The following is a 19,128-nucleotide window of genomic DNA, read 5'->3' as shown; positions in this document are numbered from 1 at the left end:
CCCAAGCGGTGAGCGCCGGTCGTCAGCGGTTTTCGCGGTAGCGCCGGTCCGCCACGACGCCTTCGCCGGCCGACTCGTCGAAGTGGTAGACCTCGCGGCCGCCGACGAACACGCGCATCGCGCGGTTCATCACGTCCAGGGGGTCGCCCGACCAGAGGACCACGTCGGCGTCCAGGCCCGGGGTCAGGGTGCCCACGCGGTCGTCCAGGCCGAGCATCTGGGCCGGGTGCTGGGTCAGCGCCTTGAGCGCCGTCTCCGGGTCCAGTCCGTCCTTCACGGCCAGTGCGGCCTGGTAGACCAGGAAGTTGATCGGCACCACGGGGTGGTCGGTGGTGATCGCGATCTTCACCCCCGCGCGCGCCAGGATGCCGGCCGAGCGCAGGGAACGGTGGCGCAGCTCGACCTTCGACTTCGTGGTGAACAGCGGGCCGAGGATCACCGGGACGTCGCGCTCGGCCAGCAGGTCCGCGATCAGGTGGCCCTCGGTGCCGTGGTTGATCACCAGCTTGTAGCCGAACTCGTCGGCCAGGCGGATGGCCGTGACCATGTCGTCGGCGCGGTGTACGTGCTGGTCCCAGTACAGCTCGCCGTCGAGGACCTTCGCCAGCGTCTCGTGGGTCAGGTCGGTCTCGAACGGCTTGCCCTCACCGGCCGCGTGCTCGCGCTTGGCCTGGTAGTTGCGGGTCTTCGTGAACGCCTCGCGCAGGATCGCGGCCACGCCGAGCCGGGTCGAGGGCGTCTGCTTCTTCTCGCCGTACACCCGCTTCGGGTTCTCGCCCAGCGCGCTCTTCACGCTGACGTGCTCGGCGAAGACCATGTCCAGGATGCTGCGGCCCCAGGTCTTGACGCCGATGGTCTGCCCGCCGATCGGGTTGCCCGAACCCGGTTTGATCACCACGCTGGTCACCCCGCCGGCCAGCGCGTCGTCGAAGCCCGGCTCGTACGGGTCGATGCCGTCGATCGCGCGGAACCGGGCGCCGTTCGGGTCGGTCATCTCGTTGGTGTCGTTGCCGGACCAGCCCTCGCCGTCCTCGTGGACGCCCAGGTGCGCGTGCGCCTCGACGAAGCCCGGCAGCACCCAGCTACCGGACGCGTCGACCAGCTCGGCGTCCTCGGGGATGTCGATGTCGGCCTCGGGGCCGACCGCGATGATCCGGCCGTCTTCGATGAGCACGGTGCCGCCCTCGATGGGAGGAGCGTCGACGGGGACGACGTAGCCCCCCACAATCGCCTTATCAACCATAGTTCGACACGCTAACGATGTTCACCCGATCCGGCCGCGCGGGGCTTTTCCAAGTGGACGAGCTGGTAGTCGGCCTCCGGGCTGCGGTGCGTCTCGCGGTAGCCGAGTCCGGCGTACAGGCGCAGCGGTCCGGCGGAGCGTTCGCCCGTGCAGAGCCGAAACCGCGTGACGGCCGCGGGCGCCGCGGTCTCGGCGGCGAGCAGCAGCGCCCGGCCCAGCCCCTCGCCCTGCCGGTCCGGCACGACGGCCAGCCGCCCGATCTCCCCGGCTTCGCCGCTCACCCGCAGCCGCACCGTCGCCAGGAGCCGTCCGGCTTCACGCACTCCCCACACCGGGCAGGCCGGGTCGGCCAGCGCCGCGCGCACCTCTTCCAGCGTCTCCACCAAGGGCGGGAGCTCGAAGTTGCGGTGCGCGCGGGCCTCGACGAGGAACGCGGCGCGCTGGAGCGTCAGCAGCTCGCCGGCCGCGGACTCGTCCAGCAGCAGCGGCTTCACCGGACGCGGATGCCCCAGCTTCCCGACCACGAGGCGGCGGGCTCCAGCTCGATCAGGTCGGTGCCGGTGTTGAGCGCGTCGGCCGGGCAGGTCATCGGCTCGATCGCGACGGCGCGGCCGCGGCCGGTCAGCTCGTCCGGGGTGAAGATCTGGGCCCAGTGGAAGTCGGGGCCGGTCCAGACCAGCAGCCGCTGCTCGCCGTGGGCCAGCTCGACGTGGTGGTTGCCGTCCTCGGCGGCGGACAGCCCGCCGAACGCGGTGTCCAGGTCGACACCCGCGAGCAGCCGGCCGCCGCGGAAGTCGTACTCCGTGCCCTCGACGTCGCGCTCCTCGGCGTAGGGCAGTTGCTCGTCGGCGAGGTACGGGCGCACGCGGGTGGCGGGCAGCGTCAGGGTCAGCTCGTCGGTGGGCACGTCGCCGATCCGGAAGTACGGGTGGGTGCCGACGCCGACGCCGATCGGCTGCTCGCCCTCGTTGCGGATCTCGTGGGTCACGGTCAGCTCGCGCGGCGCCAGCTCGTAGGTGGTCGTGGCGCGCAGCGGCACCGGCCAGCCGGGCTGCACCTCGACGTCCACCGCGAGGGTGATCGACGATTCGGCGTGCTCCAGCAGCTCCCACTCCAGGTGCCGGGTCAGCCCGTGGATCGCGTTGCCGCGGGCCTGCTCGGTGATCTCCAGCTGCTGCGGCTCGTCCTGGAACTCCCACCGCCCGCCCTTGGTGCGATTGGGCCACGGGAGCAGCACCTGGCCGAGGCCCTTCGGCGGCTGCTGGTCCGCCTCGAACTCCTCGACGTAGGGCACGCCGCCGACCTCGAACACCCGCAGACCGGCCCCGATCTCGGTGACGACGGCGCGGGCGTTGCCGCGGGTGATCTCGAACTGCTCTCCGGTGGGGTTCGCCATGGCGCAGAGATTACCGGCGCCGCGGCGGAGCGGAAGCGGGGGCGAGACCGACCAGACCGGTCGGTCGCTCCGAAGGGCTCGCGGTACTTCCACTTCCCCGGGGCAAGAAGCAGCCCTCCACCCGATCCCGCGACGGCAGCCGACCGGGTCGTCGAGGCACTCGCCGACCCGGGCTTCGAGCGCGGGTGTCCACTTGTGACGCAGACCCGGGCGCTGGACCTTGACCTGGCCGGATTCCCGCAGGCCGTGGTGCACGGTTCCGCGCTCGAGCGGGCCTCCGCCTCGGCGCCGCGAGGTTTCGCGGAGAAGACCCGCCACAGGTCCGCGCAGCTCGTCCACCGTCCACTGTGGATCACCTACAAGGCGCGGGCGAGCGGTGGTTCGGCTTCGAAGCCGTGCGCCCGCTGCGCGGACGGCCACCGAGATCCTGCTCGTCCCACTGGCCGGGCACATCCGGGGCCACTGCGGCGTCGCCGTCGACACCGGCGAGGGCCGGCTGCTGCCTTTGCCTGTCCGATGAGGACAGGCTGCGGACCCTGGCCCGAGACCACGCGGACCGGGTCACGGTGTTCTGCTCGCACAGCCCGGTCGAGCTGCGCGCGCGGCGCCGGTGACCGCTCGGCTCAGGCGGCGGTGATCGCGGTCTTGACCAGCGGGGTCATCATCTCCTGGGTCATCTTCGCCGGGCCGGTGTAGTTGGCCAGCGTCGGCACCCCGGCCGAGAGCTTGGCCGCGGCCAGCGTCGCGGTCTTCCGCCCGTCGAGGTAGTAGACGGCGCCGCCGGGGAAGCCGGGCACGTCGACCGCGCCGGGCTTGGCCTTCTTGATCGCCGCGATCATGTCCGCGGGCCGGGCCCGGCGGCCCTCGTACCGGGTGACGGCGAGGGCGCCCGCCTGCTTGCCGCCCACCAGGTACTCACAGCTACGGGCCTGTCCGCCGCTGGCCGCGTTCGCCTGTTCCGGCCCCTTCTCCGAGGTGACGCCCGGGAGGTCGATCGCGCGGCCGACCTCGCTCGCGGACAGGAGCGCGCACGGGTCCGGCTCCGGCTTGGCCGGCGCGGGCGAAGAAGCGGGCTTCGAGGGTGCCGGCTTCGAGGGTGCTGCGGCCGGCTGGTCCCCGGAAGAGCAGGCGGTCAGGACAGCGGCGGCGAGCAACAGGGCAACCGGGTGGGCACGCATGGCCGCACACTAGACCGAACGGCCTAGTGCACCTCCGCCCGGTACCGCCAGAAACCCGGGAGCAGCAGCATCGCTCCCAGCACCAGCACGATGGTCAGCACCCCGCCGCCGCTCGCGGCGGCCTCGGTGCCCCACAGCGCCGCGGCCCAGCCGTGGGTCAGGTCGGCGATCCGCGGACCGCCGGCGACCACCACGGTGAACACCCCCTGCAGCCGGCCGCGCATCTCGTCGGTGGTGGCGGTCTGCAGGATCGCCTGCCGGTACACGGCACTGACCATGTCGGCACCCCCGGCCATGGCCATGAAGACCACCGCGAGCCACAGCGAGTGCGTGAGCCCGAAGGCCGCGACGGCCGCGCCCCAGGCGCAGATCGACATGACCACGGCGAAACCCTGGCGCTGCACCCGGTGCAGCCAGCCGGAGAACAGGCCGATCAGCATCGCGCCCGCGGGCAGGGCCGCGTAGAGGAAGCCGAGCGCGGGGCCGCCGCCGGGCGGATCGCCGAAGGTGCGCTCCGCCATCTCCGGGACCAGCGCGCGCGGCATGCCCGCCACCATCGCGATGATGTCCACGACGAACGAGGCCAGCAGCACCTTCTGCTTGGCCAGGTACCGGAAGCCGTCGACCACGTCACCGAGCCCGGCCCGCCGCGACGGCCCGTTCAGCGGCGGGATCGAGGGCAGCCGCCACACCGCGACCAGCGTGATCAGCAGCGCGCCGACGTCCACCAGGTACAGCGTGGACAGGCCGATCACCGGGATCAGCGCCCCGCCGAACAGCGGGCCGAACACCGCGCCGAAGGTGGACATCGTGGAGTTGAGCGCGTTGGCCGAGGGCAGCAGTTCGGCCGGCACCAGCCGCGCGACCACGGCGCCGCGGGTGGGCATGTTGATCGCGAAGAACGCCTGGTTGGCCGCGAGCAGCACGAGCACCACCCACACCGAGCGGAGGTTCGCGAAAGCCTGCAGCCACAGCAGGCCCGAGGTGATCGCGACACCGGCGTTGGTGACCAGGAGCAGCTTGCGGCGGTCGACGGCGTCCGCGATCGCGCCGCCCCACAGGCCGAACACCAGCAGCGGGACGAGTGCGACGGCGCCGGTCAGCCCGACGTAGCCGGAGGAGCCGGTGAGGTCGAAGATCTGCTTGGGCACCGCGACCGCGGTCAGCTGCGAGCCGACGGCGGTGACGGCGGTGGACATCCAGAGCCGGCGGAAGGCCGGGATCTTGAGCGGCCGGGTGTCGACGACGATCCGGCTGAGCAGCTTCCGGGCCCCAGTGCGGGGCGGCAGCGTCCCCGGGTCAGAACTCACAACCAGCTACTTTAGCTGTGCTAAGCAACTCACCGCGCGTGATTTTCCCCTCCCGGAGGGAAACCGGGCGAAAAACCGCGAACGGCCCTTTTCGCCGGGAAAAGGGCCGTTCGGGCGAAGTGCCACCCGGGTTCAGGGAGCGAGCCGCTCGACGTGCCAGCCGTCGTGGGTGCGGTGGTACCGGAGCCGGTCGTGCATCCGGTCCCCGCGGCCCTGCCAGAACTCGACGAAGTCCGGCCGGATCCGCCAGCCGCCCCAGTGCGGGGGCGCGGGGATCCGCTCGACGTCGGCGAACCGGCGCTCGATGCCGCGCAGGGCGTTGTCGAGGGCGCGCCGGCCGTCGACGATCCGCGACTGCGGCGAAGCCCAGGCGCCCAGTTGCGAGCCGCGCGGGCGCTGGGCCCAGTATTCGGCGGTCTCGCGCGAGCCGACCTTCTCCACCTCGCCGCGGACGGTGACCTGCCGGTGCAGCCCGTACCAGGGGAAGGTGGCCGAGGCGTAGCGCGTGGCCGTGAGGTCGTGGCTCTTGGCCGAGGTGTAGTTCGTGTAGAAGACGACCCCGCGCTCGTCCAGCCCCTTGCACAGGACCGTGCGCGAGGACGGCCGCCCGTCCGGGTCCGCGGTGGCCAGCACCATCGCGTTGGGCTCGGCGATCCCCTCGGAGACGGCCTGGCCCAGCCAGTTCTGGAGCTGCTCGGTCCACGTCGCGGCGAGCGCCGCCTCGTCGAACGGGGCCCCGTCGTAGGCCACCCGCATCCCGGGCAGCCGCACGACCGCGTCCGATGCGTCGGCCACCTCGTCGATCTCCGGCCTCATGCGCCAACCTCCGTGCCCGCGGGCGTTCGACAATCGGGGTGTTCAGCCGACGTTATTGACTCTTCTGGCGCAGCGAAACCCACCGAACGGTGACTCCTGCCACCCCGGCGGCGGCCACCCGCCGGACCGCGAACCGCAACCGGCGGGGCCCCGCTGGACCCGAATCGATCAAGTCGAGTCCTGGGCGTCCGGCGGCCCCGGCGCCCGGTGCGCCGTGCCGGCCCGGCCGGTGGTTCCGGCTCGGCTCATCCCGTCCAGGTGATCGCGGACAGCATCACGCGGCGAAGCTCCTTCGCGATGTCGTCGACCGGAAGCGGAGGCTCGTGCGCCTGCCATTCGCGCAGCAGGCCCGTCGCGGCTCCGACGAGGGCGATCGCGGTGAGGCGGTAGCTGCGGGCGGGCGCGGCGCCCGCTTCGGCGGCCCGCTGGGCCTCCTGCTCGATGAAGGTGGCCCAGCGGTCGACCCAGACCTGGTGCTGCGCCTCCAGCTCCGGGCTGACGCCCACGGCCTCGACGTAGTTCAGCCGCGGCATCCGGGGGTCGCGGGTGACGGCGGCGACGAAGACGTCCAGCAGCCGCGCGATCCGGGTGATCGAGTCGGCCTCCCTGACCTCGTCGAGCGCGGCGGCCACGTGCTGGAGCGCGAGGGCGTTGATCCGGTCGTGCAGGGTGCGCAGGACCTCCTCCTTGCTGCCGAACTCCTCGTAGAAATTGCGGGTCGAGACCCCGGCCTGGGTACACAACTGGGTGATCTTGGCCTGCCGGAAGCCGACCGAGGTGAACAACTCCAGCGCCGCGGCCAGCAGGCGCTCGCGGCGCTCGGCCCGTCTCTGTTCGGGTGGGACGCCGCCATAGGTGCGGGCCACCGGCCCCTCCCTCCCGTTCCCGGGCGCGCCCAAGGAACGTCTGAATTCCGAAAAAAACGATTACCGAATCAGCGTCGGACGGACTCCCCGACGGGTCCCGGCGCCACCCCGATCACGGCGTCGCCTCTCCCGCGCGAGCCGACATTAGCGAGCGGGGCCGGACGGTGCGCGCTCAGGCCCTCTCCTTCGTCCGGCAGGCTTCTGACCAGCCCTGAAGTCCTTGACCGGTCAGGAAAACGCCTCAAATCGGTCGCCTTTTCCCCGATTTGAGGCGCATTACTCATTCGCACGTGCAGCCGCACGTGTCCCGGTCCGCCGATTCCGGTCCGGAACCGACGATCCGAGGGACGAAGTTTTAGCAGTCCAAGCCGTTCAAGGCAACAACGGCGTCGGCGGCCAGCGAGGTGGTGATCATTCCCCCGGCTGCGAGCGGAACTCGTGACCACCATTCCCCGGACGCCGCGGGCCGGGGTTCGCCGCCGACCTCGAGATCGGTGGCGAGCACCCGGCGGCCGGCCAGCACCGCGAGGCTGGCGTCGAGGGCCGCGTCCCCGGTGGACTGCGTCTGGCGCAGCACCGGGAGCCCGCCTCGGGTCACCGCGACGGTTGAGGTGAGCCGGCCCGGCCGCTCCCCGGCCCGGCCGAGCACCAGCACTTCGCGGGTGTGGAAATAGGACTGCTCCGCCAGGGCCGCGCGCAGCACCGCGGTGTGGTTCGCCCGCGCGGTCACCACGGTCGGCTCCGGCCGGTACTCCAGCGAGCCGCCACCGGCCACCTCGATGTCCACAGTGGACGTGCTCGGCTCGCCGTGGAGCCCGGGCAGGGCCAGCGTCGCGGCGACGCCGGCCAGGCGCAACGCGGCGCCGGGCCCGACCCGGACCTCCAGCAGCAGTTCGTCCCCGCCCAGCGGGGCGGTGGCCGAGCTGACCAGGTGCACCACCGCCGCCCGCCCGGTGTGGCGGCGCGGGAACAGCGTGAGCGGCGCCTTCGAGCGCAGCTCGCGCAGGATCGTGCGGCCGTCCTCGAAGACCGCGACGACCCGGGCGTGGGCCTTCACGCCCGCGGCACCGGTCCCGCGGGCAGGAGCGAGCGCACCCAGTCCGCCACCACCGGCGCGTCCGGGGTGTCCACAAGCGACTGCGTGACCACCGGCAGCTCGCCCCGCATGCGGTGCGCGTCGGAGGTCATCACGCCCATGTCCGCGCCGACCAGGTGGGCCAGGTCGACCTTGTTGATCACCAGCAGGTCCGCGGTGGTCACCCCGGGTCCGCCCTTGCGCGGCACCTTGTCCCCGCCCGCGACGTCGACCACGAACACCTGGCTGTCGGCCAGGCCCCGGCTGAACACCGCGGTCAGGTTGTCCCCGCCGCTTTCGATGATCACCAGTTCCAGACCGGGGAACCGCTCCTCGAGGCTTTCCACCGCGTCGAGGTTCGCGGTGATGTCGTCGCGGATCGCGGTGTGCGGGCAGGCGCCGGTCTGCACGGCCTCGATGCGCTCGGGGTCGAGCACCCCGGCCCGGCGCAGGAAGTCGGCGTCCTCGGTGGTGTAGATGTCGTTGGTGACCACGGCGAGGTTCACCTCCCCGCCGAGCGCGCGGCAGAGCGCGGCGGTCAGCGCCGTCTTGCCGCTGCCGACGGGGCCGCCGATGCCGATCCGGTACGCGCGCCCGGCCGCCGGCGCGGGCTCGTGGTGGTCGGGCTCGGCCACCGTCGGGTCGAAGTTGACCGGGTGCACGTGGCCGTGACCGTGACCGTGCTCGTGCGTGTGCTCGTCAGCTGGCAAAGAGACGCACCTCCTCCTCGTGATGCCGGGCCTGCGCCTCGGCGAACAGATCCAGCGCCGGTGATCCCGGCGCCGGCAACTCGGCCGGGTCGAGGCCCGCGACCGCGGCGGCGTGCTCGGACACCCGCCGCACCTCGTCGCCGAGCCGCGCGACCACGGCGTTGACCGCGAACGGGTCCAGCCCCAGCAGCCGGACCGCGGCGCCGGCCGGACCGCTGACCGCCAGGTACGCCACGGCCGTCGCGGCGTCGAGCGGTGCCCCGCCGGCCACCCCGGCCAGCGCGCCGAGCACGATCGGGTGGTGCGGCCGCGGGGTTTCGGCCAGCAGGTCCGTGAGCACCGGCGAGGGCCACGCGACCCGGCCCGCGCGGGCCGTCCCCCGCCCCTGCGCACGGGGCGCCTGGCGTTGCGCGGGCGAGGGGGTCCGCGCGTCCAGCTCCGCGTCCAGTTGCCGCCAGTACCCGCTCCGGACCCTCCGGGCGGCGGCGTGGGCCGCGGCCGCGGCGAAGACGGCGGCGAGCGAACCGGCGGTGCGCAACCGTCCGAAGAGGAATCCCGGCAGGTCGCGTTCGGAGGTCACCAGCCTGCGGTTCACCGCTTCTTCGAGGCCGCCGGAGTGCACGTGGCCGCCGCCCGGGAACCGCGAGTCGGCCAGGATCAGGGTGGACAGGTTCATCAGAACGGGCTCCGTCAGAACAGGAAGTACCGCTGGGCCATGGGCAGTTCGGTCACCGGCTGCGGTTCGACCAGCTCGCCGTCCACGTGCACGGCGAAGCTGTCGGGCTCCACCCGCACGTCCGGGGTGGCGTCGTTGAGCACCATGTCCGCCTTGGTCCGCGCGCGCGTGTTGGACACGGCGACCAGCGGGCGGCCGAGGCCGAAGCGTTCGGCCAATCCGGAGCCGAGCGCTTCGGGGGCCACGAAGTGCAGGCTCGAAGCGGCCGCCACCGCGGGCACGGCGCCGAACATCGGCCGGGCCAGCACCGGCTGCGGGGTCGGGATGGACGCGTTCGCGTCGCCCATCGCCGCCCAGGCCGGGAACCCGCCCTTGAGCACCACGTGCGGCCGGACGCCGAAGAACTTCGGCTCCCACAGCACCAGGTCGGCCAGCTTGCCGACCTCGACCGAGCCGATCTCGGCCTCCATCCCGTGCGCGATGGCCGGGTTGATCGTGTACTTCGCGACGTAACGGCGGGCGCGCTGGTTGTCGGCCGCGCCGTCGCCGGGCAGCGCCCCGCGGCGGCGCTTCATCACGTGCGCGGTCTGCCAGGTGCGGATGACCACCTCGCCGATCCGGCCCATGGCCTGGGCGTCCGAGCTCATCATCGAGATCGCGCCCAGATCGTGCAGCACGTCCTCGGCGGCGATGGTGGAGGGCCGGATGCGGCTCTCGGCGAAGGCGAGGTCCTCGGGCACCGACGAGTTCAGGTGGTGGCAGACCATCAGCATGTCGAGGTGCTCGTCGAGGGTGTTCGCGGTGTGCGGCCGGGTCGGGTTGGTCGAGGACGGCAGCACATGGGGCAGCCCGACCACCCGGATGATGTCCGGCGCGTGCCCGCCGCCCGCCCCCTCGGTGTGGTAGGCGTTGATCGACCGGCCGCCGATGGCCTCCACAGTGGACTCCAGGAAGCCCGCCTCGTTGAGCGTGTCGGTGTGGATCGCCACCTGGACCCCGGATTCGTCGGCCACGCTCAGGCAGGCGTCGATCGCGGCCGGGGTGGAGCCCCAGTCCTCGTGCAGCTTGAACCCGCCCGCGCCGGCCGCCAGCTGCTCGCGCAGCGCCTCGGCGCGGACGGTGTTCCCCTTGCCCAGCAACAGCACGTTCACCGGGTAGGCGTCCATGGCCGACAGCATCCGGCCCAGGTTCCAGGCGCCGGGGGTGACCGTGGTGGCCTTGGTGCCCTCGTTCGGCCCGGTGCCGCCGCCGACCAGCGTGGTCAGCCCGGCGGCCAGCGCGGTGTCCACCAGCTGCGGGCAGATGAAGTGCACGTGGCAGTCGATGCCGCCCGCGGTGAGGATCTTCCCGTTGCCGGACAGCACCTCGGTCGACGGGCCGAGCACCAGCGCCGGGTCGACCCCGTTCATCGTGTCCGGGTTGCCCGCCTTGCCGATGCCGACGATCCGGCCGTCGCGCACGCCGACGTCGGCCTTCACCACGCCCCAGTGGTCGAGGATCACCGCGCCGGTGACGACCAGGTCCGGCGCGCCCTCGGCCCGGGTGGCCGTCCCCTGGCCCATCGACTCGCGGATCACCTTGCCGCCGCCGAAGAGCACTTCGTCGCCCGAGCCGTCCGGGCCCATCGAACGGTCTTCAGTCACCTCGATCAGCAGGTCGGTGTCGGCCAGCCGGATCCGGTCGCCGGTGGTCGGCCCGAACAGCTCGGCGTAGCGGGCGCGGTCGATCTGCGGCATCCTCAGAACTCCCCGGCGTATTCGGAGCGCAGTCCCGGCACCCGCCGGTTCCCGCTGAGCGGAACCAGGTCCACCTCGCGCTCGACACCCGGTTCGAAGCGCACGGAAGTGCCCGCCGGGACGTCGAGCCGGTGCCCGCGCGCGGCGTCGCGGTCGAACTCCAGCCCGGGGTTCACCGCCGCGAAGTGGTAGTGCGAACCGACCTGGACGGGCCGGTCGCCGAGGTTGCGCACGAGCAGCCGGAGTCGCGCCCGTCCGGGGTTCAGCGCCACGGGCTCCTCACCCGGAATGATCTCCCCTGGCCGCATCCGCCCGCCTCCTAAACGATCGGGTCGTGCACGGTGACCAGCTTGGTGCCGTCCGGGAAGGTCGCTTCCACCTGGACCGAATCCACCATTTCCGGCACCCCGCCGAGCACCTGCGCGCGGCCCAGCACGGTGCGCCCGCTGCTCACCAGCTCACTCACCGTGCGGCCGTCGCGGGCGCCTTCGAGCACGTGGTCGGTGATCAGCGCGACCGCTTCGGGGTGGTTGAGCCGCAGTCCCCGGTCCAACCGGCGGCGGGCCACGTCGGCGGCGACGTGGACCAGCAGCTTGTCGCGTTCCTGAGGACTGAGGTGCATGGGCTAGGTCTATCACCGCGCGGGCGCGCGCGCCCGTTTCCGAAACACAGGATTTACCTGCGGTCCACCGGGTGTCCGCCGCCTCGGTCACCGCCCGTCGCCGAAGAACTTGCCGCAACCGGACGGACTGGGCTGAATCGTTCTCGTAATCGTGACCGAAACCACCACATCTTTCATTGCCCGGGGGCCCGCGGAGGAGCAAGGTTTGTCCAACCGTGCGATGAGGCGCGCCACCGCCAGCGTGTATCCCGTCCGCGCGAGTACGACCAAGCCGGGGAAATGCGCATCGAAAGGTTTTGCGAGAGTGACAACCTCCACTATCAGCAAGACGGGTTCCGACCAAGCCGACGACGGGTTCCGACCGGGCCTCGAAGGTGTGGTCGCTTTCCGGACCGAAATCGCCGAACCCGATCGGGACGGCGGGGCGCTGCGCTACCGCGGCGTGGACATCGAGGACCTCGCCGGCCAGGTGACCTTCGGTGACGTGTGGGCGCTGCTGGTCGACGGCCGCTTCGGCCGCGGACTGCCGCCGGCCGAGCCGTTCCCGCTGCCGGTGCACACCGGCGACGTGCGGGTGGACGTCCAGTCGGCGCTGGCCATGCTGGCCCCGATCTGGGGTTACCGGCCGCTGCTGGACATCAGCGACGAGGACGCCCGCGAGCAGCTCGCGCGGGCTTCGGTGATGGCCCTGTCCTACGTCGCGCAGTCCGCGCGCGGGATCGACCGGCCCGCCGTCCCGCAGTCGCGGGTCGACGAGGCCGCTTCGATCACCGAGCGCTTCATGGTCCGCTGGCGCGGTGAGCCGGACCCGGCCCACGTCCGCGCGCTGGACGCCTACTGGGTCTCCGCGGCCGAGCACGGCCTGAACGCCTCCACCTTCACCGCCCGCGTGATCGCCTCGACCGGCGCCGACGTGGCGGCCGCGATGTCCGGCGCGATCGGGGCGATGTCGGGACCGCTGCACGGCGGCGCCCCGGCGCGCGTGCTGCCGATGATCGAAGAGGTCGAGCGGACCGGCGATGCCCGCGGCCTGGTCAAGGGCATCCTCGACCGCAAGGAACGGCTGATGGGCTTCGGCCACCGCGTGTACCGCGCGGAGGACCCGCGCGCCCGCGTGCTCCGCCGTACCTGCCAGGAGCTCGGCGCGGAGCGCTACGAGGTGGCGGCGGCACTGGAGCAGGCGGCGCTGACCGAGCTGCGCGAGCGGCGCCCGGACCACCCCATCGAGACCAACGTGGAGTTCTGGGCCGCGGTGATCCTGGACTTCGCCGAGGTGCCGCCGACCATGATGCCGGCGATGTTCTCCTCCGCCCGCACCGCGGGCTGGGCCGCGCACATCCTGGAGCAGAAGCAGACCGGCCGCCTGGTGCGCCCGTCGGCCAAGTACGTCGGCCCCGAGCCGCGCAAGCCCGAGGACGTCGAGGGCTGGGAAAGCGTCACCAAGCACTGATCCCGTTCCTGAGGGCCTCCTTCCCCGCGTTCTACGTGGAGAAGGAGGCCCTCAGGGTTTCCGGGACACCCGGCTCGTGGGCGGCGGTGGCCGAGAGCATCGCCGTCAGCTGGTCGACGAGCCAGCCGTCGAGCGATTCACGGGGCACCGCGCGCTCCTGCAGCCAGCTCAGCAGCGCACCCTCCACCACGGCGGTCCAGCAGCGCAGGGTCAGCAGCACCAGCGGGGACGGCTCGGTGATCGCCAGCGCGTCGAGGATCAGCTCCACCGCGCGGTTGCGGACCTCGTCGATGGCCGCGTCGGTCTCGGACGTCGCGATCACGGAACCACTGCGCAGCAGGGCGACATAACCGGCGCGGTAGTGGTCGGCGACGTCGACCAGCCCGCGCACGGCGGCGCGCAGCCGCTCCCGCGGGGAGCCCTCCTCCAGCCCGGCGAGCCCGTCGACCAGTCCGACGGTCACCGTGCGCAGGGCCTCCACCTGGAGCTCGCGCAGACTGGAGAAGTACCGGTAGAACAGCGGCCGCGAGACCTCGGCCCGCGCGACGATGTCGTCCACCGTCACCAGCTCCGGCGCGCGGCTGCCGAACAGCTCCAGCGCGGCGGAGATCAGGTCGTCCCGCCGGGCCTGCCGCGACATCCGGCGCGGCCGGTTCACGGGGTCAGGTCCAGCTTCGCCGCCGCGCGCAGCAGGCCCGGGGTCAGCCGCGAAAGCACCAGCGCCACCTTGGCTTCGGGGGTCGACGGCTGGATCGCGACGTCCTTCTCGACCGCGCGCAGGATGTCCCGGGCGACCTTCTCCGGCCCGAACCCGCGCCGCGCGTAGAGCTTCGTGGACGCTTTCCGCCGACGGTCCTCCTCGGCGGCGTCGACCCCGACGAAGCGGGTGGTGCCGGTGATGTTCGTCTTCACGATGCCCGGGCAGATCGCGGTGACCCCGATGCCGTCGGCGGCCAGTTCGGCACGGAGTCCGATGCTCAACGCGAGCACCGCGGCCTTCGTCGTGGCGTACGCGGTGAGGACCTTCGAGGGCAGGAACGCCGCGGCCGAGGCGAGATTGACGATCTGGCCGCCCTCCGCGCGCTCCTTCAGCATCGGCGCGAAGGCGCGGCAGCCGTGGATCACCCCCCACAGGTTCACGTCCACCACCTTCTGCCAGTCGGCCGGCGAGGTGTCGAGGAACGGCCCGGACAGGCCGATGCCCGCGTTGTTCACCACGATGTCCGGCACGCCGAACTCGGCCCGCACCTGCTCGGCGAACCGGGTCACGGCCGCGCCGTCGGCGGAGTCCACGGCGTACTCCCCCGCGCTCACCCCCTTGTCCCGCAGCAGCTTCGCCGTCTCCCGCGCGGCGGACCGGTCGAGGTCGGTGACCACCACGTCCGCGCCCTCGTCGGCGAACGCCAGCGCGGTGGCCCGGCCGATGCCGCTGCCCGCGCCGGTGACCACCACCAGCCGGTGCGCGAACCGCCCACGGCTCCGCCCGACCCGTGCCCGTTTCAGCGCGCGGGACTCTTCGCCGCCCTCGGCGTGCTCGATCAGCTCGGCCGCCGCCGCGGCGATCACCTCGGGCCGGCTGCGGGTGACCCAGTGCGAGCCGGTGATCCGCCGCACCCGCAGGTCCGGCGCCCAGCGTTCCACCTCGGTCTGCAACGGCGGGGTGACGTAGGCGTCGCGGGTCGGGGCCAGCACCTGCACCGGCACCGGCACGGGCCGTGGGGCCGGGCGGCTGAGCCGGGTCATCATGTTGGCGCGGTAGAGCTTCAGCCCGTGCACACCGTCCACTGTCGACGGTGGCGCCTCGGCCGGCTCCAGCCGCCCGATCAGCGCGCGCATCACCCCGGTGCGCCACAGCAGCTCCGGCACCACCGGGAGCTGGAAGAACAGGATGTACCCGGAGTGCAGGAACTGGCGGGCCGCGTGGGCGAGCCGCCGGGGCGAGGGGTGGCGCACCTGCGCGCGGAACCAGGCGCCGGCGTGGTCGAGGCTCGGTCCGGAGACCGAGGTGAACGACGCGATCCGGCCGCGCAGCCCGTCGCCGGTGACCGCGTGCCAGGTCTGGATCGAGCCCCAGTCGTGCGCCAGCAGGTGCACCCGGCCGCTCGGGCGCACCGCGTCGATCACGGCGGCGAGGTCCGAAGCGAGCTGGTCCAGGCGGTAGGCGGCGAGGCCGCGGGGCTTGTCGGACTCGCCCGCGCCGCGCACGTCGTAGACCACGACGCGGTGCCGGCGGCCGAGTTCGGCGGCCACCCCGTCCCACATCGAGCCGTTGTCCGGGTAGCCGTGCACGAGCACGACCGTGGGCCCGGTCTCGGCCCCGGTCACGCGGACCGAAAGGCGGACACCGTCACTGGCGGTCACCTGCAGGTGAGACATTCCGTCATGTTAGACAACTTGTCAACAAACCGGTTCACCGCGCTGGCGGTTCCCCTCCGGCCGGTCTTCGTGCCGCGGGACTTTTTCGCTGTTCATGACGGTGTTTTCGCTGGTTCCACGGGAAACCACGGACCGGCTGTCCACCGTTCGGTGGACAGCCGGGTTCCACTGGCCGGTCGTCCCGCCGGCCCGGTCCGCGACCGCAGGATCTACCCATGAGCACAGCAGTGAGAGTGCGCGGACTGCGCAAGGAGTACCCGGGGCACCTCGCCGTGGCCGGGCTCGAACTGGACATCCACCAGGGCGAGGTGTTCGCGCTCCTCGGCCCGAACGGCGCGGGCAAGACGACCACCGTCGAGATCCTGGAGGGGCACCGGCAGCGCACGGCGGGGGAGGCCGAGGTGCTCGGGGAGGACCCCGGCCGGGCCGGGCGCGCGTGGCGGTCGCGGATCGGCATCGTGCTGCAAACCGCGACCGACGCCGCCGAGCTGAGCGTGGCGGAAACCGTGCGGCACTTCGCGAGGTTCTACCCGAACCCGCGTGACCCCGAAGAGGTGATCGACAAGGTCGGCCTGACCGCGAAGGCCGGGGCCCGGGTGAAGTCGCTTTCCGGCGGCCAGCGGCGGCGCGTGGACGTCGCGCTCGGCATCGTCGGCCGTCCCGAACTGCTGTTCCTGGACGAGCCCACCACCGGCTTCGACCCCGAGGCGCGCCGCCGGTTCTGGGCGCTGATCGACGACCTCGCGGCCGAGGGCACCACCATCCTGCTCACCACGCACTACCTCGACGAGGTCGAGGCGCTGGCCGACCGGCTCGTGGTCATCGCGCGGGGCGGGATCGTCGCGCAGGGCACCCCGGAAACCCTCGGCGGCCGCGGCCACGCCGAGGCCACCGTGCGGTGGACCGACGAGCGCGGCCGGCACGTGGAGCGCACCGCGTTCCCGACCAAGGTCGTCACCGAGCTCTCCGGCGGGAGCCGGGAGCTGGCCGACCTGACCGTGACGCGGCCGAGCCTGGAGGACGTCTACCTGGAACTGATCGGAGAGCAGTCGTGACCACCACCCTCGCCCTGCCGGGCCCCTTCGGCCTCGGGCTCGCCCGCGGCGGCGCCGAGCTGCGCCAGTTCTTCCGCAACCGGGAGCAGGTGGTGTTCACCTTCTCCTTGCCCGCGGTGCTGATGATCCTGCTCGGGTCCATTCTGGACGGTCCCACCGGGGCGGGCGGCGTCTCTTCGGGACAGTTGCTCGCGGCCGGGATGATCGGCTCGGGCATCGTGTCGACCTCGTTCACCGGCGTCGGTATCGGCATCGCGGCCGACCGTGAGGTGGGCGCGCTGAAACGGCTGCACGGCACGCCGATGCCACCGGCCTCGTACTTCATCGGCAAGATGATCATGGTGGCGGTGACCAGCGTGGCGCAGACCGTGCTGATGGCGGCGGTCGCGGTGCTGCTGTTCGGCCTGTCCCTGCCGAGCGACCCGGCCCGGTGGCTGACGCTGGTCTGGGTGCTGCTGCTCGGCATCGTCTCGTGCACGCTGCTGGGCATCTCGATCGGTTCCCTCACCCGCTCGGCGACCGGTACGGTGGCCGTGGTGCAGCTGGTGTACCTGGTGCTGCAGTTCATCTCCGGGGTGTTCGTCGCGCCGATCACCCACCTGCCGAAGATCATGGTGGACATCGCGTCGTTCTTCCCGCTGAAATGGATCTGCCAGGGCTTCCGCTCGGTGTTCCTGCCGGCGGGCGCCGCGACGCAGGAAATGGCGGGGTCGTGGGAACTTCCGGTGGTGGCGCTGGTGCTGGCCGCGTGGTGCGTGGCCGGGCTGGCCCTGGCCCGGCTGAGCTTCCGGTGGACGAACGAGAAGCCGTGACCGACGCCTGGCAGCGCTCGTTCTGGTTCTGGGAGCTGCTGTTCGCGGTCGCCTACGCCGCGACCGCGCTCCTGGTGCTGTTCGACGACCTCGCCACCGGGCCCAAGGTGGTGGCGGAGGTCGCGCTCGCCGCGCTCGCCCTCTCCTACCCGGTGGCCGGGCGGCACGTGGTGAAGCGGGCGGACAACAGTCCCGCGAACTGGGCCTACGTCGCCGTGCTGGTCGTCTGCCTCGGCACGGCGGTGTTCGCCGACACCACCGCCAGCTTCGCGCTGTTCATCGTGTGCCCGCTGCTGTTCATGCTGCTGGACGTGCGCTGGGCCTCGGCGGTGACCGCGCTGGTCATCCTGATGGAGCCGGTCTCGGCCGTGACGCGCGGCGGCTGGGACAACCCGAGCCTGCCCATCCTGCTGCCGATGACCGCGATCCTGGTCGTGTTCAGCGTGCTGGCCGGGAAGTTCACCACCGACGTCATCCAGGAGAGCACCGAGCGGGGCGAGCTGATCCGGCGGCTGGAGGACAGCCAGGCCGAGGTCTCCCGGCTCTCCCGGGAGGCGGGCACCGCGGCCGAGCGGGAGCGGCTGGCGCGGGAGATCCACGACACCCTAGCGCAGGGGTTCACCAGCATCGTCACCCTGACCCAGGCCATCGAGTCCGAATTGGACACCGATCCGGACGCGGTGCGCCGCCACCTGGCGCTGGCCGGGCGCACCGCGCGGGAGAACCTGGCCGAGGCGCGGGCGATGGTGGCCGCGCTGACCCCGTCCGAACTGGCCGCCGGCTCGCTGGCCGAAGCGGTGCGGCGGCAGGCCGCCCGGCTGGCGGACGAGACCGCGCTGACCGTCGAGTGCGAAGTGGACAGTCCACTGCCCGCGCTGGGCACGGCGGCCGAGGTGGTGCTGCTGCGGGCCACGCAGGAGGCGCTGACCAACGTCCGCAAGCACGCGGCGGCCACCACCGTGCTGGTCCGGCTGTCCGCCGCGGACTCCGGCGTGCGGTTGCTGGTGCGCGACGACGGCGCGGGCTTCTCCCCCGCCGGGCCCACCGAGGGTTTCGGCCTGCGGGGGATGCGCTCGCGGGTCGAGCAGGTGGGCGGGCGGCTGGCCGTGCGCAGCGCCCGCGGCGACGGGACCGAACTGGAGCTGGAGGTGCCCGCGTGATCACGATCATGCTGGTGGACGACCATCCCGTGGTGCGCGAGGGCCTGCGCGGCATGCTCGAAGCCGAGCCCGGCCTGACCGTGGTCGGTGAAGCCGGCTCCGGCGCCGAGGCGATCGCGCTGGACCGCGTGGCGAAGCCGGACGTGGTGCTGATGGACCTGCGCATGCCGGGCCTCGACGGGGTCGGCGCGATCCGCGGGATCCTGAAGGAGACCCCGGCCCGGCGGATCGTCGTGCTCACCACGTACGAGACGGACGCCGACATCCTGCGCGCGGTCGAGGCCGGCGCGGCGGGCTACCTGCTGAAGGACGCTTCGCGCGCCGAGCTGGCGGGCGCGATCCGGGCCGCGGCCCGCGGAGAGACCGTGCTGGCGCCTTCGGTGGCGGGGAAGCTGGTGAACCGCGTCCGCAACCCGCCGCCCGCGTCGCCGCTCTCGGCCCGCGAAGTCGAGGTGCTGCGGCTGGTCGCCAAGGGGCACACGAACGCGGAAATCGGACGCGCCCTGCACATCGGCGAAGCGACGGTGAAAACCCATTTACTGCGCGTGTTCGGCAAACTCGGCGTTTCGGACCGCACCGCGGCGGTCACCACGGCTTTGGACCGCCGGTTGCTCGGCTGAGGGAGGCGGCCAGGCAGAATGGCCGTC

General features: G+C 72.5%; 20 protein-coding genes. 5 read left to right on the top strand and 15 right to left on the bottom strand.

Annotated elements, in window-relative coordinates; translation table 11 throughout:
• Positions 1-22: 22 nt before the first annotated feature.
• From NYF13_RS09765 to NYF13_RS09700, 13 genes are all read right to left on the bottom strand, one after another.
• On the bottom strand, positions 23-1,243 hold the full coding sequence (locus tag NYF13_RS09765; RefSeq protein ID WP_315655750.1) for an amidohydrolase: 1,221 nt from the start codon (positions 1,241-1,243) through the stop codon (positions 23-25).
• 11 nt (positions 1,244-1,254) lie between these two features.
• Positions 1,255-1,767 carry a GNAT family N-acetyltransferase gene (locus NYF13_RS09760; RefSeq protein ID WP_315655749.1) on the bottom strand — a complete coding sequence of 171 codons (513 nt, stop codon included), beginning with the start codon at positions 1,765-1,767 and terminating at the stop codon, positions 1,255-1,257.
• Positions 1,734-2,639, bottom strand: coding sequence for an aldose 1-epimerase family protein (locus tag NYF13_RS09755; protein ID WP_315655748.1), 906 nt, complete (start codon positions 2,637-2,639; stop codon positions 1,734-1,736). Before NYF13_RS09755 ends, NYF13_RS09760 begins: the two co-directional genes overlap by 34 nt.
• Before the next feature lie 623 nt (positions 2,640-3,262).
• Positions 3,263-3,817 (bottom strand): DUF3558 family protein, encoded by a 555-nt coding sequence (locus tag NYF13_RS09745; protein WP_315655747.1) that lies wholly within the window; start codon positions 3,815-3,817, stop codon positions 3,263-3,265.
• A 23-nt stretch (positions 3,818-3,840) separates the two neighbouring features.
• On the bottom strand, positions 3,841-5,106 hold the full coding sequence (locus tag NYF13_RS09740) for an MFS transporter (protein ID WP_315657288.1): 1,266 nt from the start codon (positions 5,104-5,106) through the stop codon (positions 3,841-3,843).
• Positions 5,107-5,259: 153 nt separating this feature from the next.
• Positions 5,260-5,943: a pyridoxamine 5'-phosphate oxidase gene (gene pdxH / locus NYF13_RS09735; RefSeq protein ID WP_315655745.1), complete on the bottom strand. Its 684-nt coding sequence runs from the start codon at positions 5,941-5,943 to the stop codon at positions 5,260-5,262.
• A 245-nt stretch (positions 5,944-6,188) separates the two neighbouring features.
• Entirely contained in the window at positions 6,189-6,809 is a 621-nt protein-coding gene (locus tag NYF13_RS09730; protein WP_315655744.1) for a TetR/AcrR family transcriptional regulator, read from the bottom strand.
• A 355-nt stretch (positions 6,810-7,164) separates the two neighbouring features.
• Entirely contained in the window at positions 7,165-7,866 is a 702-nt protein-coding gene (locus NYF13_RS09725; protein WP_315655742.1) for an urease accessory protein UreD, read from the bottom strand.
• Complete coding sequence (gene ureG, locus NYF13_RS09720; RefSeq protein WP_315657286.1) at positions 7,863-8,546, bottom strand: urease accessory protein UreG; 684 nt, start codon at positions 8,544-8,546, stop codon at positions 7,863-7,865. Before ureG ends, NYF13_RS09725 begins: the two co-directional genes overlap by 4 nt.
• A gap of 37 nt (positions 8,547-8,583) precedes the next feature.
• Positions 8,584-9,270 (bottom strand): urease accessory UreF family protein, encoded by a 687-nt coding sequence (locus NYF13_RS09715; RefSeq protein WP_315655740.1) that lies wholly within the window; start codon positions 9,268-9,270, stop codon positions 8,584-8,586.
• Positions 9,271-9,284: 14 nt separating this feature from the next.
• Entirely contained in the window at positions 9,285-11,006 is a 1,722-nt protein-coding gene (locus NYF13_RS09710; RefSeq protein WP_315655738.1) for an urease subunit alpha, read from the bottom strand.
• A gap of 2 nt (positions 11,007-11,008) precedes the next feature.
• Entirely contained in the window at positions 11,009-11,314 is a 306-nt protein-coding gene (locus NYF13_RS09705) for an urease subunit beta (RefSeq protein WP_315655737.1), read from the bottom strand.
• A gap of 11 nt (positions 11,315-11,325) precedes the next feature.
• The gene (locus NYF13_RS09700) at positions 11,326-11,628 is read right to left on the bottom strand and encodes an urease subunit gamma (RefSeq protein WP_315655736.1); all 303 of its coding nucleotides are present in this window, start codon (positions 11,626-11,628) and stop codon (positions 11,326-11,328) included.
• Between the two features lie 304 nt (positions 11,629-11,932).
• Between NYF13_RS09700 and NYF13_RS09695 the strand changes: the two genes are divergently transcribed.
• Positions 11,933-13,078 (top strand): citrate synthase 2, encoded by a 1,146-nt coding sequence (locus NYF13_RS09695; RefSeq protein WP_315655735.1) that lies wholly within the window; start codon positions 11,933-11,935, stop codon positions 13,076-13,078.
• Positions 13,079-13,109: 31 nt separating this feature from the next.
• On the opposite strand, the gene NYF13_RS09690 is transcribed toward NYF13_RS09695, so the two are convergent.
• Together NYF13_RS09690 and NYF13_RS09685 are read right to left on the bottom strand one after the other, a co-directional pair.
• The gene (locus NYF13_RS09690) at positions 13,110-13,718 is read right to left on the bottom strand and encodes a TetR/AcrR family transcriptional regulator (protein ID WP_315657284.1); all 609 of its coding nucleotides are present in this window, start codon (positions 13,716-13,718) and stop codon (positions 13,110-13,112) included.
• Between the two features lie 14 nt (positions 13,719-13,732).
• Positions 13,733-15,439 (bottom strand): SDR family oxidoreductase, encoded by a 1,707-nt coding sequence (locus tag NYF13_RS09685; protein WP_315657282.1) that lies wholly within the window; start codon positions 15,437-15,439, stop codon positions 13,733-13,735.
• Positions 15,440-15,669: 230 nt separating this feature from the next.
• Here NYF13_RS09685 and NYF13_RS09680 point away from each other — a divergent pair, with 230 nt between their 5' ends.
• The 4 genes from NYF13_RS09680 to NYF13_RS09665 are packed head-to-tail and all read left to right on the top strand — an operon-like array spanning position 15,670 to position 19,101.
• Positions 15,670-16,509: an ABC transporter ATP-binding protein gene (locus tag NYF13_RS09680; protein ID WP_315655732.1), complete on the top strand. Its 840-nt coding sequence runs from the start codon at positions 15,670-15,672 to the stop codon at positions 16,507-16,509.
• Positions 16,506-17,321 (top strand): ABC transporter permease, encoded by an 816-nt coding sequence (locus tag NYF13_RS09675; RefSeq protein WP_315655730.1) that lies wholly within the window; start codon positions 16,506-16,508, stop codon positions 17,319-17,321. The genes NYF13_RS09680 and NYF13_RS09675 overlap by 4 nt, the downstream gene beginning before the upstream one ends.
• Positions 17,318-18,481 carry a sensor histidine kinase gene (locus NYF13_RS09670; RefSeq protein WP_315655729.1) on the top strand — a complete coding sequence of 388 codons (1,164 nt, stop codon included), beginning with the start codon at positions 17,318-17,320 and terminating at the stop codon, positions 18,479-18,481. The genes NYF13_RS09675 and NYF13_RS09670 overlap by 4 nt, the downstream gene beginning before the upstream one ends.
• Positions 18,478-19,101 (top strand): response regulator transcription factor, encoded by a 624-nt coding sequence (locus NYF13_RS09665; RefSeq protein ID WP_315655728.1) that lies wholly within the window; start codon positions 18,478-18,480, stop codon positions 19,099-19,101. Before NYF13_RS09670 ends, NYF13_RS09665 begins: the two co-directional genes overlap by 4 nt.
• Positions 19,102-19,128 lie beyond the last annotated feature (27 nt).

Origin of the sequence: Amycolatopsis sp. PS_44_ISF1 (assembly GCF_032335455.1) — a bacterium.
Classification (GTDB): Bacteria; Actinomycetota; Actinomycetes; order Mycobacteriales; family Pseudonocardiaceae; genus Amycolatopsis.
Note: the sequence above shows the minus strand (reverse complement) of the source record. Positions and strands in the feature narration are given on the sequence as shown.

What these genes read in the sequence shown, in the direction of transcription:
- NYF13_RS09765 (WP_315655750.1), bottom strand. Translation starts at nt 1,243, where the DNA reads ATGGTTGATAAGGCGATTGTGGGGGGCTACGTCGTCCCCGTCGACGCT.
- NYF13_RS09755 (WP_315655748.1), bottom strand. Translation starts at nt 2,639, where the DNA reads ATGGCGAACCCCACCGGAGAGCAGTTCGAGATCACCCGCGGCAACGCC.
- NYF13_RS09745 (WP_315655747.1), bottom strand. Translation starts at nt 3,817, where the DNA reads ATGCGTGCCCACCCGGTTGCCCTGTTGCTCGCCGCCGCTGTCCTGACC.
- pdxH (WP_315655745.1), bottom strand. Translation starts at nt 5,943, where the DNA reads ATGAGGCCGGAGATCGACGAGGTGGCCGACGCATCGGACGCGGTCGTG.
- NYF13_RS09715 (WP_315655740.1), bottom strand. Translation starts at nt 9,270, where the DNA reads ATGAACCTGTCCACCCTGATCCTGGCCGACTCGCGGTTCCCGGGCGGC.
- NYF13_RS09710 (WP_315655738.1), bottom strand. Translation starts at nt 11,006, where the DNA reads ATGCCGCAGATCGACCGCGCCCGCTACGCCGAGCTGTTCGGGCCGACC.
- NYF13_RS09705 (WP_315655737.1), bottom strand. Translation starts at nt 11,314, where the DNA reads ATGCGGCCAGGGGAGATCATTCCGGGTGAGGAGCCCGTGGCGCTGAAC.
- NYF13_RS09700 (WP_315655736.1), bottom strand. Translation starts at nt 11,628, where the DNA reads ATGCACCTCAGTCCTCAGGAACGCGACAAGCTGCTGGTCCACGTCGCC.
- NYF13_RS09690 (WP_315657284.1), bottom strand. Translation starts at nt 13,718, where the DNA reads ATGTCGCGGCAGGCCCGGCGGGACGACCTGATCTCCGCCGCGCTGGAG.
- NYF13_RS09680 (WP_315655732.1), top strand. Translation starts at nt 15,670, where the DNA reads ATGAGCACAGCAGTGAGAGTGCGCGGACTGCGCAAGGAGTACCCGGGG.